Origin of the sequence: Paenibacillus sp. UNC499MF, assembly GCF_900107975.1 — a bacterium.
Taxonomy (GTDB): Bacteria; Bacillota; Bacilli; order Paenibacillales; family NBRC-103111; genus Paenibacillus_F.
This window is the reverse complement of the sequence record NZ_FNVF01000001.1, coordinates 95,706-110,809: the sequence shown is the minus strand read 5'-3', so window position 1 is coordinate 110,809 and position 15,104 is coordinate 95,706. Positions and strand designations below refer to the sequence as shown.

The following is a 15,104-nucleotide window of genomic DNA, read 5'->3' as shown; positions in this document are numbered from 1 at the left end:
GGGTAACCAACGTCTTGCAGCGCCGCGGTGGAGAAGACAGGACGATGCTCATTCACGGCCTCATCCCTTCCAGGATGCTCTGTGTCTCCCTTGGCTTCCGCACATATATATAAAAAGACACGCCCGGCAGTCCGGACGCGTCTGTGTCCCTCCATGCGGTAAGACCCTGCATGACAGTGATCCTCCATGCGCGAAGTGTACTACTTTCGTCCCCTGCGGGCAGAGACGGCTCCATGCCTGGACGAGCCTTTATTGAAACAGGACGTACGCCCCGCTCAGCGCTCACTAAGTACGTTTGCGGCTGAGCTTCAGCTCCTGCATCATTTTCTTGCCGGTCGGCGTCTGGGCCAAACCGCCCTTGGCCGTTTCCCTGTACTTCTCGGGCATAGCGGATCCGGCCTCGTACATCACCTGGATGACTTCGTCGGACGGAATCGCGCTGCGCACGCCGGCAAGGGCCATGTCCGCGGCGGCCAGCGCATTGACGGCGCCGAAGCCGTTGCGGACGATGCACGGAATCTCCACGAGGCCGCCGACGGGATCGCAGATGAGCCCGAGCGTGTTTTTCAGCGCCAGGCCGACGGCGTGCACCGCCTGCGCGGGCGTTCCGCCGCGCAGCTCGACCATCGCGCCCGCCGCCATTCCGATGGCGGAACCGACCTCCGCCTGGCAGCCTCCCTCGGCGCCGGACACGAACGAGTTGTTCGCGATAATGTAGCCGATGGCGCCGGCGCTGAACAGGCCCATCACCAGGTGCTCGTCTTCCCAGCCGAACCGCTGCTGGGCGCTGACGAACACGCCGGGGATGATGCCGCAGGAGCCTGCGGTCGGTGTCGCGATTACGCGGCCCATGGACGCGTTCACCTCGGACACCGCAAGCGCGTAGGCCATCGCCCGGCACGCTTCCTCGCCCACGGACGGAACGGAGCCGGACATATAGCTCATGACGCGCTGGGCGTCCATGCCGGTCAGTCCGCTGCGGGACGTCGTGTCCTCGGTGAGACCTTTTTGCACGGCTTCCTTCATGATCTTGTAGTAATCGGCCATCTTGCCGAATTCCTGCTTCGTGCTGCGGCCGGATTCCTTTGCCTGTTCCTCCAGCATAAACTCGGAAATCGATTTGTTCTCCGCCGTGCAAATCTCCGCCAGTTCTTTTAGCGTCCGAAATCTCATGATTGCCCTCTTTCCTTCAGATCCACGATCTTCACTCCGTCTACCTCGCTCAGCTGCAAAATCTCCCCGATCAGGTCATCCGCAATCACGGAATCCGCTTCAATCACCGTCATGGCGTCACCGTTGCGGCCTTTGCGGTCCAGATCCATATACCCGATATTTACACGGTGTTTCTGCAAAATGGCGGTTATATCGGCGATCATTCCGGGCCGGTCATGATGAGAAACGACCAGCGTCGGAAATTCCCCCGTAAATTTCAGATCGAATTGGTTAATCCCTAGTATTTCGATATTACCCCCGCCTATCGATGCCCCGACCATGCTCATTTCCTGGCCCCCGGCATAGAGAACGATTTTCGCTGTATTCGGATGAACGGTCAGACCTTTGCTCGTATGAAAAATGATTTCGACTCCCGCCGCTTCCGCATCCTCCAGCGAATCCGGAATCCGGCTGTTGTCCGTCTCATAGTCCAGCAGGCCGCCGACAATCGCCAGGTCTGTCCCGTGGCCGCGGTACGTATCGGCAAAAGACCCGTAAAAAGTCAGCTCGGCTTTCTCCGGCTGCTGACCGAATAGCTGCCTGGCCACACGCCCAAGGCGGATGGCTCCGGCCGTATGGGAGCTCGATGGGCCGATCATCGAAGGACCGATAATCGAAAAAACATCCTTAAACCGCACCCGGTATTCCTCCCTGTCGTCATCATTTTAGCAGGGCGGTAGCGTTTACACGCCTTTCCGCTCGGCCGGGCTGATCCGGAAAATTAATTGACCAGCACCTAATTCCTATTCTATTGCGATTCTCGTCTCTATTCAACTGCCGGATCCTGCATCGGGCCGCACATTTTTTAAACCCGGGTATAGCTGGCGACCGAACGGGATGACTGAACCGCTTGGGGAGGGGATGTTACGGATGATTACCTGATTGATAGCTTACTGAGAATCCCTTTCCGCACCATGCGAAGCTCCCAGTGCGCGGTGCGCGGTGCTCGGCGTCACATGACGGTGGTCAACCACATGTATGACGGAGCTGCGGGTACACGGCGGAAGAATGCGGAAGAAATTGCGGATGCGGCGGGAAGAACGGCGGAGTAAAGCAAGGACGCGGCCGGGCAACCGTCCGGAGGCCTACGGAAGTCCGGATCACGTTCACCCGCTTATAGACATGTGCCTATCCATGCTTTTATATACATGGGGAAAGCCGCATTGTGTTTTTGCGGTTTCTGCCGACCGGCCCGCTCGGCCGCCGGCATCCGCCTCTCGCTCCACTTAATCCGCGAGCCACTCACTGAGGTGCGCCTTCACGAACGCATCGTCGTTCAAATGAGGATAATCCCGGTAAACGCGGTCGATTTCCTCCATTTGTCCCCGAGAGAGCTCTTCGCTCGGATTTAGACACCAGCGTCCCCGCAAAAGCCCCTGTCTCCGCAGCACCTCGTGGATGCCCGGAATACAGCCCTCGAAATGATGGGCGGGATCGAAAAACGCCGCATTCGCGTCCGTCACCTCCAGGTTCCGCGTCAGCCACTCCGCCGGAATATCCCGGTTGTCCCGCACTTTTTTGACCGCTTCCAGCAGCTCTACCGCTTTATGCGTCCAGACGGCCCAGTGCCCCAGCAAACCGCCGACGATTTTTTTCTCCACCGGCTGTCCGTCCACCTGAAAGCGGAAAGTCGTCAGCAGGTCCGCGACGATGTTGTCGTCGTTGCCCGTATACAGCGCGATTTCGTCTCGGCGTTCCGAGCAGCAGACCGCCCGTACGACGTCAATCGTCTGGTAGCGGTTGAACGGAGCCATTTTGATCGCCACAACGCCCGGAATATCCACGAACCGCCTCCAGAAATCGAAGCTGAAAATCCGCCCGCCGACCGACGGCTGAAGGTAAAAACCGAATACCGGAATAAGCTCGGCGACAGCGCGGGTCCGCTCCAGAATTTGCGCTTCGTCGTACCCGGTCAAGCCGCCCATGCTCAGCAATCCGATATCATAGCCGAGCTTTACGGCAAGCTCCGCCTCCCGAACCGCCTGCTCCGTGGGGCCGCAGATTCCCGCGATTTTGAAAAAAGGTCGCCGGAGCTCCGCTTTCTCCACCTCCTCGGCCGCAAGGCGCAGAACCGGCTCCAACAGGCCGACCTCCTCGTCGCGGATCTCGAATTGGGTGGAATGGACGCCGACGGCGATTCCGCCCGCTCCCGATGCGATATAATAGCGGGTCAGCGCCCGCTGATGCTTTTCATCGAACTGCCTGTTCTCGTCGAGCGCGAGAGGATGGGCGGGAATCGCCACGCCGTCATGCAGCGCGGCCAGCATCTCTGGACTTAAATTTTTACGGGCTGCCATGATCAGAATTTCCCCTCTCTCTCCTGAAAATGGGTCGGTTTGTTCCACGTATGGCCGTCCGCCTCAACCCACTCCGCGATCCAGTCGATCATTTGCAGAACAGACACTTTCGGGTAGCCGAACGTTCGGCTCGCCTTGGATGAATTGCTCAGCAGCGCCGTATCCGATTCGCTTCCTTCAAAAATCGGCTCGACCCCGAGCCTGCTGCCGAATTCGTTTGCGACCCAGCGCAGCGAAAGCGTCTCCGGCCCCGTGACGTTAAATACCGCAGGAGGTGTACTGCAATGATGGAGGCAGCGGATGGCGATTTCGTTCGCGTCTCCCTGCCAGATCACGTTCGCGTGCCCCATCGTAATGTCGACCGGCTTGCCCGCTTTAACGGATTTGGCGATTTCCAGCAGCACCCCGTAGCGCATATCAATGGCATAATTCAGCCGGTAGATCGCCATCGGAATGTTATATTTGTGCGAAAAGTACGTGAACACCCGCTCGCGTCCCAGACTGGACTGACCGTATTCCCCGACGGATGCGGGCGGTGTGTTCTCCGTCGCTCCCCCCTGGTGAACCGGAGTGATCGGATAAACGTTCCCCGTAGAAAACACGACGAATCTCGAATCCCGGTACTTTTCGGCTACGCGCCCAGGCAAATACGAATTCATTGCCCACGTAAAATGCTCGTTGCCTGTCGTTCCGAACTTGTTTCCCGCCATGTAAATGATATTTTTCACGTCCGGAAGTCCCCGGAGCTGTTCGTCGTCAAGAAGGTCCGCCGCAAACGTTTTGACCCCGTCCGCTTCAAGTTCTTCACGCAAGCCGCCGGAGGAGAACCGGGAAGCTCCGAATACTTTTTTGTCCACTCCCGCTTCTTTAATGGCATTCATCGCCAGTCTCGCCAGGCTCGGTCCCATCTTCCCTCCGATACCGAGGAGCATAATATCCCCGTCCAGTTTCGCGATATCTTCGATAAGCGCCTCCGACGGCTGCGCCAGTTTTGCTTCCAGTTCTTGAACGGTTTTCATAGAAGTCTCCCCTTTTGCTTTCCAAGATAATTCAAGTATTTCATGCCGCATGATATAAAGACAAGGTCTTTAAAACGTCTAATAAACACGATAATTTGTCTCTAAATCAACAAACGAAATGTGCATACTTCGGAGAAGGGAACCGGAAAAGGAAATTTAAAAATTCTTGCATAGATTCAACCTTATCAGCTATTGAAAATCCTTGACTCGGGATTCACGCCTGATTTATATAGAAAACTTTATCTCTCATTTAGAGACATGACGCTTGCATCGGTCTAAAAACCCGCCTTGAATATGTCCGAAAATTAATAGCCGGCATCACTCTGAATAATCTTTTTTTGAAGGTACGAAAAGCTTCCTTTTTCCGCTCTGTTTTTAACGTCTCCTTCTACCGCAGCAAAAAGAAGCCCTCCGGCTTAAATCCGGGGGCTTTGCCCTCTCCGCTTCTTCCCTTGCCTGCTTATGCCGAAGACGGCTCCCGCGCGATAAAGTACCGCAGGAAAAACAGCGGATAGATCATCAAATACAAGTTGAATGCCCACCATGACGCGTCGAAATCGCCGCTGAATCCCCAGAATGCGATCGCCTGCAAACCCGAGCAGAACGTCAGGATCAGGGAAATGAGCGCCCAGTTGCGCCATGCCGCCCTCTTTTTCCTCTGAAGGTACAAACTGAGCAGTCCCGTGAACGAAATAAGAAGATCCAGGGGAAAAAAAGACCAGTTCCAGGCGGCGATTATTGGATTGTCATAATCTTTGAACAGCATGCTGTCCGGGAGCAGATGGAAAAACGTAACCAGCCAATACACGATAAATCCGATATCCGTTACGAAAAAAAACGGCTTGAGTCCTTTCATGATGCAACCTCCGTGACGAAACTTTTGGGAATCTCATTCATAATTCCGAGCGGTTAAGGAAACCTATACAAAATATAACAAGTTACTGGAGGCGTAGACAAATGAAATCTCTGCACAAAGGCAGCTTCGCTCTGACCGCCGTATTCGCCTGTACCCTGCTGCTCGGTGGATGCGTCAAAACCGCTTCCCCCGCACCGTCTCCTTCCGCTGCGCCCGGCGCCGCCACTCCTTCCGCCGGAGCAGGCGCGCTGGACGCGGTCAAATCAAGCGGAAAAATCCGCATCGGCACGGAAGGGACTTACGCGCCTTTCACTTTCCATGACAAGTCCGGCAAACTGACCGGATTTGACGTGGAACTCGCGGAAGAAGTGGCCAAAAGACTCGGCGTCCGGGCGGAGTTTCAGGAAACGAACTGGAACGGCATGCTTGCCGGGCTGGATGCCAAACGCTTCGACCTGGTAGCCAATGAGGTTTCTATCCGTGAGGACCGCAAAGAAAAATACGATTTCTCCGATCCCTACATCGTCTCCAAAGCGGTTCTTATCGTGCGCGAAGACAACAAAGACATTACGAAACTCGCGGACCTGAAAGGCAAAAAGTCCGGACAGTCCCTCACCAGCAACCTCGCGGATATCGCCAGAAATAACGGTGCGGAAATCGTCACGATCGAAGGATTCAACCAGGCGATTGAGCTCCTCATTTCCAAACGAATCGACGCGACCATCAACGATAACCTGTCCTACCTCGATTTCAAAAAGCAAAAGCCGGATGCGCCGATCAAGGTTGTCGCGGAAACGACGGAAGCGTCTCAAAGCGCTTTCCTCTTTAACAAAAACAATAACGATCTGGTGAAGGCGGTCAACGAAGCGCTCGCTTCCATGAAGCAGGATGGCACTTACCTGAACATTTCGAACAAATGGTTCGGAACGGACGTGTCCAAGTAACAAGCACATGACGAAACGGGGTTGAAAACGTATGTCCGAGCGCAGCGAACGGCTGCTTCAAATTTTTATGGAATCGCTTTGGCCGATGCTGAAAGCGGGACTGCAGTACACGGTCACCTTGACGCTGATCTCCTTTGCGCTCGGTCTGGCCCTCGCGTTCGCGACAGCCTTGGCGAGGCTCTCGCGCTGGAGGCTCCTGGCGGGCATCGCGGCTTTCTATGTCTGGATCATCCGTGGAACCCCGCTTCTCGTGCAGCTGTTCATCATCTATTACGGTCTGCCCAGCCTCGGCTGGACAATCGACGCGTTCCCGGCCGCCGTGTTCGCTTTTACGCTTAGCGTCGGCGCATACAGCTCCGAAATTATCCGCGCCGCCATTTTGTCCATTTCCAGAGGACAATGGGAAGCCGCCTATTCCATCGGCATGACCCGCAGACAGGCCTTGCGCCGGATTGTTCTGCCCCAGGCCGCAAGAGTTTCGGTTCCCCCGTTGTCCAATTCCTTCATTTCCCTGGTGAAGGATACGTCGCTGGCGGCAACGATTACACTGACGGAGCTGTTCCAGATCGCCCAGCAGAGGACGGCGGTATATTACGAGCCTATGCTGCTCTACTGCGAGGCGGCACTGCTGTATTTGCTGTTCAGCACGGTACTCACGTATGCCCAGCGGCTGCTGGAACGGCGCTTCGACCGTTACGCGGCCAGATAGGAGACCCTTATGATCGAACTCTCCCACCTAAAAAAACAGTTTCAGTCCCAAGAGGTGCTTCGCGGCATCAGCCTGAACATAGCCCGGGGCGAAACCGTCGTCGTCATCGGCCCGTCGGGCTCCGGCAAGACGACACTCCTCCGCTGCATCAACCTCCTGGAAGTGCCGGATGCGGGTTCGCTTCGGATCGGCGATGCCGGACTTGACTTTACCGGCGGCGGGAAGCCGTCTTCTCAGGACATCCTCACCCTGCGCAGGCAGACGGGCATGGTGTTCCAGTCGTACGAGCTGTTTCCCCATATGACGGCGCTGGCCAACGTGATGGAGGGACCCGTCACGGTACAGGGCAAGCGCGCCGCCGAGGCGCGGGACAAGGCGCAGGAGCTGCTCGCCAAGGTAGGGCTTGGCGATAAGGCGGGGCTCTATCCCCATCAGCTGTCCGGCGGCCAGCAGCAGCGTGTCGGAATCGCTCGCGCCATGGCGATGAACCCGCTCGTCCTGCTGTTCGACGAGCCGACCTCGGCGCTCGATCCCGAGCTCGTGGGAGACGTCCTTGAGGTCATCCGGCAGCTCGCCCGGGACGGAATGACGATGGTTATCGTCACCCACGAAATGAAGTTCGCCCGCGATGTGGCGGACCGTATCGTGTTCGTGGACGGCGGAATCATTGTCGAGGAAGGCCCTCCGGCGCAGGTGCTGGACTCGCCGTCCCAGGAGCGGACTCGGCGCTTTCTGCACCGCATTTCCGGAGGTTAGCCTCCGCCGTTTTTTGATCGGAGCGTGCAGTGAGGAGTATAATGGAACGAGCAGCGTACATAAATTTGTCGGAAAGGCGGGATTTCTCATGAAATTGTTCGAACCGTTTACTATCGGGAACGTCACCCTTCCCAACCGGATCGTCATGTCGCCGATGTGCATGTATTCCTGCGAAAGCCGGGACGGCAAAGTAACCGACTGGCACCGGACCCATTACTCTTCCAGAGCGATCGGAGGCGTCGGTCTCCTCGTTCTGGAAGCCTCCGCCGTCACGGAGCAGGGCCGAATTTCCCCGCAGGATCTCGGCATCTGGAGCGACGGCCACGTTGAGGGACTTCGCGAGCTCGCAGAGCTTATCCACAGCCACGGATCGAAGGCAGGCATCCAGATCGCGCATGCCGGGCGCAAAGCGGAGCTGGACGGGCCCATCGTCGCTCCGTCCGCCATCCCTTTTCCCGGCTCCAAAACGCCGGAAGAAATGACGAAGGCGCAAATTTCCGAAACTGTCCGGGCATTTGCCGACGCGGCCCGGAGAGCGAAAGAGGCCGAGTTCGACGTGATTGAGATTCACGGCGCTCACGGCTACCTCATCAACGAATTCCTTTCGCCTCTGTCCAATCACCGGACGGACGAATACGGCGGAAGCAGGCAGAACCGCTACCGCTTCCTGCAGGAGATCATCAGCGCCGTTAAGGAGCAGTGGGATGGCCCTCTCTTCGTCCGCGTCTCGGCGGAAGAGTACGATCCGAACGGGAATACCATTCAGGATTACGCGTTCTTTGCCTCCCTCATGAAGGAGCAGGGCGTCGATCTGATCGACTGTTCCTCCGGCGGTGTCGTCCCAGCCAAAATCGACGTCTACCCGGGCTATCAGGTGACCCTGGCCGACCAGATCAAGAACACGGCCGTCATTCCGACAGGGGCCGTGGGCCTTATTACGGGCGGCAAGCAGGCCGAGGATATTCTCGAGCGCGGACAGGCCGATCTCATCTTTATCGGCCGTGAGCTGCTGAGAGATCCGTACTGGCCCCGCACGGCGGCACGCGAGCTCGGAATCGAGCCCGCGTTTGGCCCGAAGCAGTATACGCGCGCCTGGTAAGGCGGCTTAAGCCGGCCGGCACCGGACTCACCCGAGTCCGTCTGCCGGGCCGGCTTTTTTGTATGCGGGCGTAGCTGCATACGGAAGCCTCCCGCTGCGCTGCTCTCGTTCCCCCTTCCGGCTGCGCTTCCGCTCCCCGCACGTCCACGGGCTCTGCCCGCTGCACCATGCTGTCCACTTGCCCACGAGGCGTCTGTTATGCAGCACTAAAACTGCCCGTATCCCCCACCGACGCTTCCTGCCGCACTTACGCTGCCCGCACGCCTACTACCGCTACCGCTGCACTTATACTGCCCGTACCCCCAACGACGCTTCCCGCTGCACTTATGCTGCCCGCAAGCTCACCGACGCCTACCGCCGCACTTACACTCCCGCACACCTACTCCCGCTACCGCCGCACTTACGCTGCCCGCGCCCCCCACGAGCGCCTCCCACTTCCCGTACACTGCCCCTCCCGGAACTGCCCCGGCAACCGGAAATTCCGGCGAACCGCACCGGTGAAGCCATAAAAAAAGCCCCCGCCTCCCGGCAGGGACCTGATCTTACAGCTTTAGGGCAAGACAATATCGGCCCGGTACAAGCTCTGATTCCACTTGACCTCCGCCCCGATCTTCTCGGCCGTAAAACGCAAAGGAACATACAAATAATTATCCAGCAGCTGCGGCGCCGCAGGCACCCAGTGATCCGTCCCGTTGACACGGATGTAGTAGCTGCCGACGGTCATCACCATCTCCACGTTTCCCTTTTTCAGCGTAAGGGAATGCGCGGCGTTGTCCCACTTGTATTCGGCGTTCATCGCGTTCAGCAGCGGGCGCATGGGAACCATCGTCGTCTCTCCGCCGATAAAGCCCTTGAAGCCCGCCGAGAGCTGGCCGTTCACCGCAACCTGCACCTGCGGGGTCGCGTGCCTTTTAACCACCAGCGCGTTGCTCAGAGCCCGTCCCGGTGTCGTCAGCATGCTTCCGTTGGCGTACAGACCCGAGCTGGCCCCGCCGTCCATGTTCATCGCATCGGTCAAGCCCATCGCAAGCGCGATCTGTGCGAGATCGCTCATGGTGGCGCCGTTTACTGTTCCCATGACGAGCCTGCCCTGGCCATCCGCACCTACAAAACTGCGCATGGCCGCACTCTTCGTAATTTTCGGATCGGAAAATCCGTCCCGCGCGGGATCGATATCCACTTTGCCGCCGGTCACGAGTTTGGGACCGACTCCCGTGGCGCTCTGCCACAGCTCAGCTCCTTGAACCTGCTGGCCGTTCTCCGTCACTTCCAGCTTCGCTTTGACGGTGTCGCCCACATGAAGGTGAGGAAGCAGATTGTTCTTGTTGTTGGAGCTGTTGCCGATCAGACAAACGTACCCGTCATACGGCACATAAACGGAGCCGGTTGTAATGGCCGTAATCACGCCGTCCCGCACAACCACTTTCGTCGTCCCGCTTTTGCTGACGGCGGCTTTGTATTCGGGCGTAAACCAGACCACTTGATCGGGCTGGGAATCGCCGTAATCCTTATTGGTTCCCCACGGAGAAAACGTATAGTCTTTCCCGCCGTGAGTCGCCGTAATCGTATAGGACATCTTGAGTTTCCGGATATCCACCGTCTTGTCCGCATCCACAATCAGGGACTGGTTCTCCCCGGAATGCAGCAATTCCCCGTCCTTCAGCATAAGGCCGTTCGGGTACCGGATCGAGGCGTCTTTTTCATAGGCGTTGAAAAAAGTCCCGTTTACCGCGGCGACCGCTCCCGTTCTTGCGATCATGGACGAGAAGCTCTCGTCATACCCGATGCCGCGCGAGGCCGTAACGGGCACAATCTCCAGATATGGGTCCGTCACATCGACGCGCACCCATTTCACGGCGAAGCTTTTCCCGCCTGCGTTTATTTGCCTGCTGCCGCTTGTAACCGCATCGTCGGCAAGAGCCTGGCGGACAGGACCCGCCGCAAGCAATACGCCACCGATCAGCAGCGCGGCCGCCCCGGTACGCAAAGCTCCCCCGGCTCCCGCATACACGGCTTTCAGCCAAAGGCCCTTCCGGCCGTCACCCTCATTCATAACTTCCGCTCCGGCACTATTTGTACTAAGCTCCTTCCGTTTACCGGCGCTTTTCGTTAAAGCTCTGCGCCCGCCTAACCGCGAAAGAGCGTATTCCGCTATATACGGACCGCGTCTCATGCTGCATGTCTCCTTTGACTTTGGATTCCGGCCCCGTCTGGTCCACTACCCACCAGCGTCCGCTCCTGTCGAATAAAATTCGCCGCGGGACCCGCCGGATTCCTTCCCGATCCAGTCTTTCCGTTCCCCGGAAGGCCGCTTACGGTCTCTTTTCCGCAAAAGGAGCCAGCACTTTTCCGATCGGCTCCCGGATAATGCAGGAAGCGTACGAATCGTATGGAGTCGGTTCCAGGTTGATCAGGGCCAGACGCCCTCCGCGGAATCGGCCCACCATGCCTGCGGCGGGCTGAACCGTCAGCGAAGTGCCGCCGACGATCAGCAAATCGGCCGCGGCGATTCGGGCGGCCGCTTCGCCCAGCACATCCGCATCCAGCCCTTCCTCATAGAGGACGACGTCAGGCTTGATGATGCCTCCGCACACCGTGCAGCGGGGAACCGTCTCGATGCTTTCCATGACCGCATCCAGCCCGTAGCTCTCGCCGCAGGAGAGGCATTTGTTCCGGAGCACGGAGCCGTGCAGTTCCAGAACGTGCCTGCTTCCGGCAAGCTGATGGAGCCCGTCGATATTTTGCGTAATGACGGCGGTAAGCTTGCCGCTGCGCTCCAGTTCCGCAAGCGCCAGATGGGCCGGGTTCGGCTTGGCCGCGGGGTGAAGCATCTCTCCCCTGTAGAAGGCGTAGAATTTCTCCGGTTCGCGGATAAAAAAGCTGCGGCTCAGCATAACTTCCGGCGGATAATCGTACTCCGCACCGCTGTTGTACAAGCCGCTTGAGGAACGGAAATCCGGGATGCCGCTTTCCGTAGAAGTACCCGCACCGCCGAAAAATACGATGCGCTCGCTTTCCTCTATCAGACGGCGGAGATGTTCCGTAGGATTTTCAATCGTTGGCAGATCGCCCATTGTGAGCCCTCCCTGAATTGGAATAAAACAACTCCCGGCTATTCGCAGCCCCGGGAATTTTAATAGCTTTCTTCTTATTGTACCTTATTTCAGGCACCATCCAGAAAGCGATTGCAAATATTAGGTAAAAGGAGAGGAATTCCGGTAAAGCCGGGCGAATAAGTGTGTACAAGAAAATAATCCGATTAAATACAGGGCTTAACATTTTTTTTAATCCGTAAAAAGGAAGGTGCCTCATGTCTCAAACAAACCCGTTCACGCCGGCGCCCCTCCCCGCGAAAGGACGCAAGCTTTTTCTGTCCAGGCCCGTTCTATCCTGGGGATTAAACGATTTGGCCAACACGATCTTCTCGTCCAATATCGTCACGCTGTTCTTCCCGTTCTACTTGACTCAGGTGATCGGCGGAGATGCACGGATGGATCAGGTGGCCAGTACGTTCATTACGTACACCAACGCCCTCTCGGGACTGCTCATCGTGCTGCTCAGCCCGCTGTACGGCGTCTGGATGGACCGTACCGGCCGCAAGAAAGGCCTTATGGTCCCGTTCACGCTGCTCGCGATCGGCTTTACGCTGCTCATGGCATTATCCGCCAACTGGCAAAGCAGCGCCTCTTTTATGGGGCTTCCCTTAGCCGTGGCAGGCGTCCTGTTCTTTTTCGTTATCGCCAAGTTCTTTTTCAGCTCGTCGGTCGTGTTCTATGATGCGATGATTTCCGATCTCGGAAATTCCAGGGAAATCCCGCTCATCTCGGGGTTCGGCGTCGCGCTCGGCTATATCGGAACCCTGATCGGGCTTTCCGTATATCCGCTGGCCAACGGACAGCAGTACGAGCAGACCTTCCTTCCCAGTGCGCTGCTTTATCTGCTGTTTGCGCTGCCGCTTATGCTTTTCTACAAAGAAGCGGCCCCGGCTCCCCGTTCCGGCGGGCAGTCCGGATTTTTAAGCGGCTACAAGGAAATCGCGGCCACCTTCAAGGAAATGAAGAAATACCGGCCTATTTTCCTGTTCATGGTGGCCTACTTTTTTTTCAACGATGCACTGCAGACCGCCATCTCCGTGATGGCCGTGTACGCCAAAACCGTAGTCGGTTTTACGACCGCCAGGTTCCTCATCCTGTATCTCGTGGCGACCGTATCGAGCATCTTCGGTTCCTTCGTCTTCGGCTACCTGACGCGTAAATACGGGGCCAAGCGCGCGGTCGTCTATGTCGCTCTGCTGCTGATCGTCGCCATCGGCCTGGGAACGACAGCCGTCAACGAGCCGATGTTCTGGGCGGCCGGCGTCATCTACGGGATTTCCATGGGCTCCATGTGGGTAACCTCGCGAACCCTGATCGTCGAGCTGTCGCCTCCGGACAAACGCGGCCAGTTTTTCGGCCTCTTCGCCTTCTCCGGCAAAGTGTCCTCGATTGTTGGACCGGTCCTGTACGGGACGATTACCTTGCTTCTCCAGGATCAGGGGACGTTGGCCAGCCGGGTCGCACTCGGCTCCCTTCTGGTTATGGTCGTCATCGGCCTCGTCGTGCACAAGCGCATTCCGGAGCCGGAGAAAACGGTCTGACCGGACGGCAGGCCCGCTTCATTTTTTTCCAAACCAGCCCTCATGTATAAAAGCAGCCCCGTACCAGGCGGACAAAACACTCGTCCCCCGGTACGGGGCTTTTGACAATCAGCTGAAATTGAAGTTTTCGATCATTTTCATTTTCATTTCCCACGTCTTCGTGCTGAGATCGACCGCATATTTCTCGGGATTCAGCTTGCGGAGATATTCCGGCCAGAACTGATCGAGCTGTTTCCGGTGATGGGCTCTCATCTCTTTCAGCGAAGGCACCTCGTATACCTGCCTGCCGTCTTCGAATATAGGTTTCAGCAGCTGAACCGCCTTGTAATCGTCCACATATTTATAAATATACGGATGAACGGGATCGAAAAGTTTGATTTTTCGGCCTTCCTGGACGTCCGTCTCGTCATGCAGCACAATATAATCCGCGATAGCTTTGCCCGTATCGGAGCCGATAATCCGGTAAACATCTTTCCAGCCGGGTGTCGAAACTTTCTCGGGATTGCCGGAAATCTTGATCTTCGGAACCATGACGCCGTTTTCCTCGATCGCCACAAGCTTGTACACGCCGCCCAGTGAAGGCTGGTCAGCCGCGGTAATCAGCTGGGTGCCCACTCCCCACGTGTCGATCCGGGCTCCCTGCGCCTTGAGGTTCAAAATCGTGTTCTCGTCGAGGTCGTTGGACGCCACGATTTTCACGTACTCCAGCCCCGCTTCGTCGAGCATTTTGCGGGCCTGGATGGACAAATAAGCCAGGTCACCGCTGTCCAGACGGATTGCCTGCATCCGTTTCCCCTGCTCTTCCATCTTCTTCGCCGTGCGGATCGCATGCGGCACGCCGCTTTTCAGCGTATGGTACGTGTCCACAAGCAGCGTTACCTGATTCGGCAGCGCCTCCGCGAATTTATCGAACGCTTCCTGCTCCGAAGCGTGCCCCTGCACCCAGGAATGGGCGTGGGTTCCTTTGGAAGGAATGCCGAACATCATGCCCGCCAGCACGTTCGAAGTAGCGTCGAAGCCTGCGATATACGAGGCCCGCGCTCCCCATACCGCGGCGTCCGCCTCCTGGGCCCGGCGTGTGCCGAATTCCAGGAAAGTATCGTCCGGAGACACGTTTTTGATGCGGGAAGCCTTCGTCGCGATAAGCGTCTGGTAGTTGATAAAATTAAGCAGCGCCGTTTCGATCAGCTGGGTTTCAAAAATCGTGCCTTCTACCCGCACGAGCGGCTCGTTCGCGAAAACGAGCGTTCCCTCCTCCATCGAGTAGATCGAACCGCCGAAACGGAACGCTTTTAATTCTTCCAGAAATCCTTCGTCGTAATTCTCTTCCTGCTCGCTCAAATAACGCAGAGCCGGTTCGTCGAATTTAAGATTGTGCACATAGTCGATGAGACGCTGCAGGCCCGCAAAGACCGCGTATCCGTTCCCGAACGGAAGCTTCCGAAAGAACGCTTCGAACACCGCTTTCTGGCGGTGGGTGCCGTTTTTCCAGTGGGCGTACATCATGTTGATCTGATACTTATCCGTATGTAAGGTTAAATTCGGTATGCTGCTCATGAATTTCTCTCACCTGTTC

General features: G+C 57.1%; 13 protein-coding genes. 5 read left to right on the top strand and 8 right to left on the bottom strand.

All coding sequences use genetic code 11. The features are described 5' to 3' along the window. Positions 1 to 285: 285 nt before the first annotated feature. The 5 genes from sdaAA to C4S74_RS00460 all read right to left on the bottom strand — a co-directional run bounded on the left by sdaAA (position 286) and on the right by C4S74_RS00460 (position 5,384). Positions 286 to 1,173 (bottom strand): L-serine ammonia-lyase, iron-sulfur-dependent, subunit alpha, encoded by an 888-nt coding sequence (gene sdaAA / locus C4S74_RS00480; protein WP_103993420.1) that lies wholly within the window; start codon positions 1,171 to 1,173, stop codon positions 286 to 288. Continuing rightward, entirely contained in the window at positions 1,170 to 1,850 is a 681-nt protein-coding gene (gene sdaAB, locus C4S74_RS00475) for an L-serine ammonia-lyase, iron-sulfur-dependent subunit beta (protein ID WP_103993419.1), read from the bottom strand. The genes sdaAA and sdaAB overlap by 4 nt, the downstream gene beginning before the upstream one ends. A 588-nt stretch (positions 1,851 to 2,438) precedes the next feature. Next, complete coding sequence (locus tag C4S74_RS00470; RefSeq protein WP_103993418.1) at positions 2,439 to 3,509, bottom strand: dihydrodipicolinate synthase family protein; 1,071 nt, start codon at positions 3,507 to 3,509, stop codon at positions 2,439 to 2,441. Between the two features lie 2 nt (positions 3,510 to 3,511). Continuing rightward, positions 3,512 to 4,528: an NAD(P)-dependent oxidoreductase gene (locus C4S74_RS00465; RefSeq protein WP_103993417.1), complete on the bottom strand. Its 1,017-nt coding sequence runs from the start codon at positions 4,526 to 4,528 to the stop codon at positions 3,512 to 3,514. 460 nt (positions 4,529 to 4,988) lie between these two features. After that, entirely contained in the window at positions 4,989 to 5,384 is a 396-nt protein-coding gene (locus C4S74_RS00460) for a YvaD family protein (RefSeq protein WP_181024275.1), read from the bottom strand. 101 nt (positions 5,385 to 5,485) lie between these two features. Between C4S74_RS00460 and C4S74_RS00455 the strand changes: the two genes are divergently transcribed. The 4 genes from C4S74_RS00455 (at position 5,486) to namA (ending at position 8,892) form a co-directional block, all read left to right on the top strand. Then, positions 5,486 to 6,328 carry an amino acid ABC transporter substrate-binding protein gene (locus C4S74_RS00455; RefSeq protein WP_103993415.1) on the top strand — a complete coding sequence of 281 codons (843 nt, stop codon included), beginning with the start codon at positions 5,486 to 5,488 and terminating at the stop codon, positions 6,326 to 6,328. A gap of 31 nt (positions 6,329 to 6,359) precedes the next feature. Then, positions 6,360 to 7,037, top strand: coding sequence for an amino acid ABC transporter permease (locus C4S74_RS00450; RefSeq protein ID WP_103993414.1), 678 nt, complete (start codon positions 6,360 to 6,362; stop codon positions 7,035 to 7,037). A gap of 9 nt (positions 7,038 to 7,046) precedes the next feature. After that, complete coding sequence (locus C4S74_RS00445) at positions 7,047 to 7,793, top strand: amino acid ABC transporter ATP-binding protein (protein WP_103993413.1); 747 nt, start codon at positions 7,047 to 7,049, stop codon at positions 7,791 to 7,793. Between the two features lie 88 nt (positions 7,794 to 7,881). Then, positions 7,882 to 8,892 (top strand): NADPH dehydrogenase NamA, encoded by a 1,011-nt coding sequence (gene namA / locus C4S74_RS00440; RefSeq protein ID WP_103994242.1) that lies wholly within the window; start codon positions 7,882 to 7,884, stop codon positions 8,890 to 8,892. A 550-nt stretch (positions 8,893 to 9,442) separates the two neighbouring features. Here the strand turns inward: namA and C4S74_RS00435 are convergent. Next, entirely contained in the window at positions 9,443 to 10,945 is a 1,503-nt protein-coding gene (locus C4S74_RS00435; RefSeq protein WP_181024274.1) for a phosphodiester glycosidase family protein, read from the bottom strand. A gap of 259 nt (positions 10,946 to 11,204) precedes the next feature. Next, positions 11,205 to 11,966 carry an NAD-dependent protein deacylase gene (locus C4S74_RS00430; RefSeq protein WP_103993411.1) on the bottom strand — a complete coding sequence of 254 codons (762 nt, stop codon included), beginning with the start codon at positions 11,964 to 11,966 and terminating at the stop codon, positions 11,205 to 11,207. Between the two features lie 236 nt (positions 11,967 to 12,202). Between C4S74_RS00430 and C4S74_RS00420 the strand changes: the two genes are divergently transcribed. Beyond that, entirely contained in the window at positions 12,203 to 13,528 is a 1,326-nt protein-coding gene (locus tag C4S74_RS00420) for an MFS transporter (protein WP_103993409.1), read from the top strand. A 108-nt stretch (positions 13,529 to 13,636) separates the two neighbouring features. Here C4S74_RS00420 and C4S74_RS00415 read toward each other — a convergent pair whose 3' ends face one another. After that, a complete protein-coding gene (locus C4S74_RS00415) occupies positions 13,637 to 15,085 on the bottom strand; it encodes a nicotinate phosphoribosyltransferase (RefSeq protein WP_103993408.1) in 1,449 nt (482 codons plus the stop codon). Positions 15,086 to 15,104: the final 19 nt, after the last annotated feature.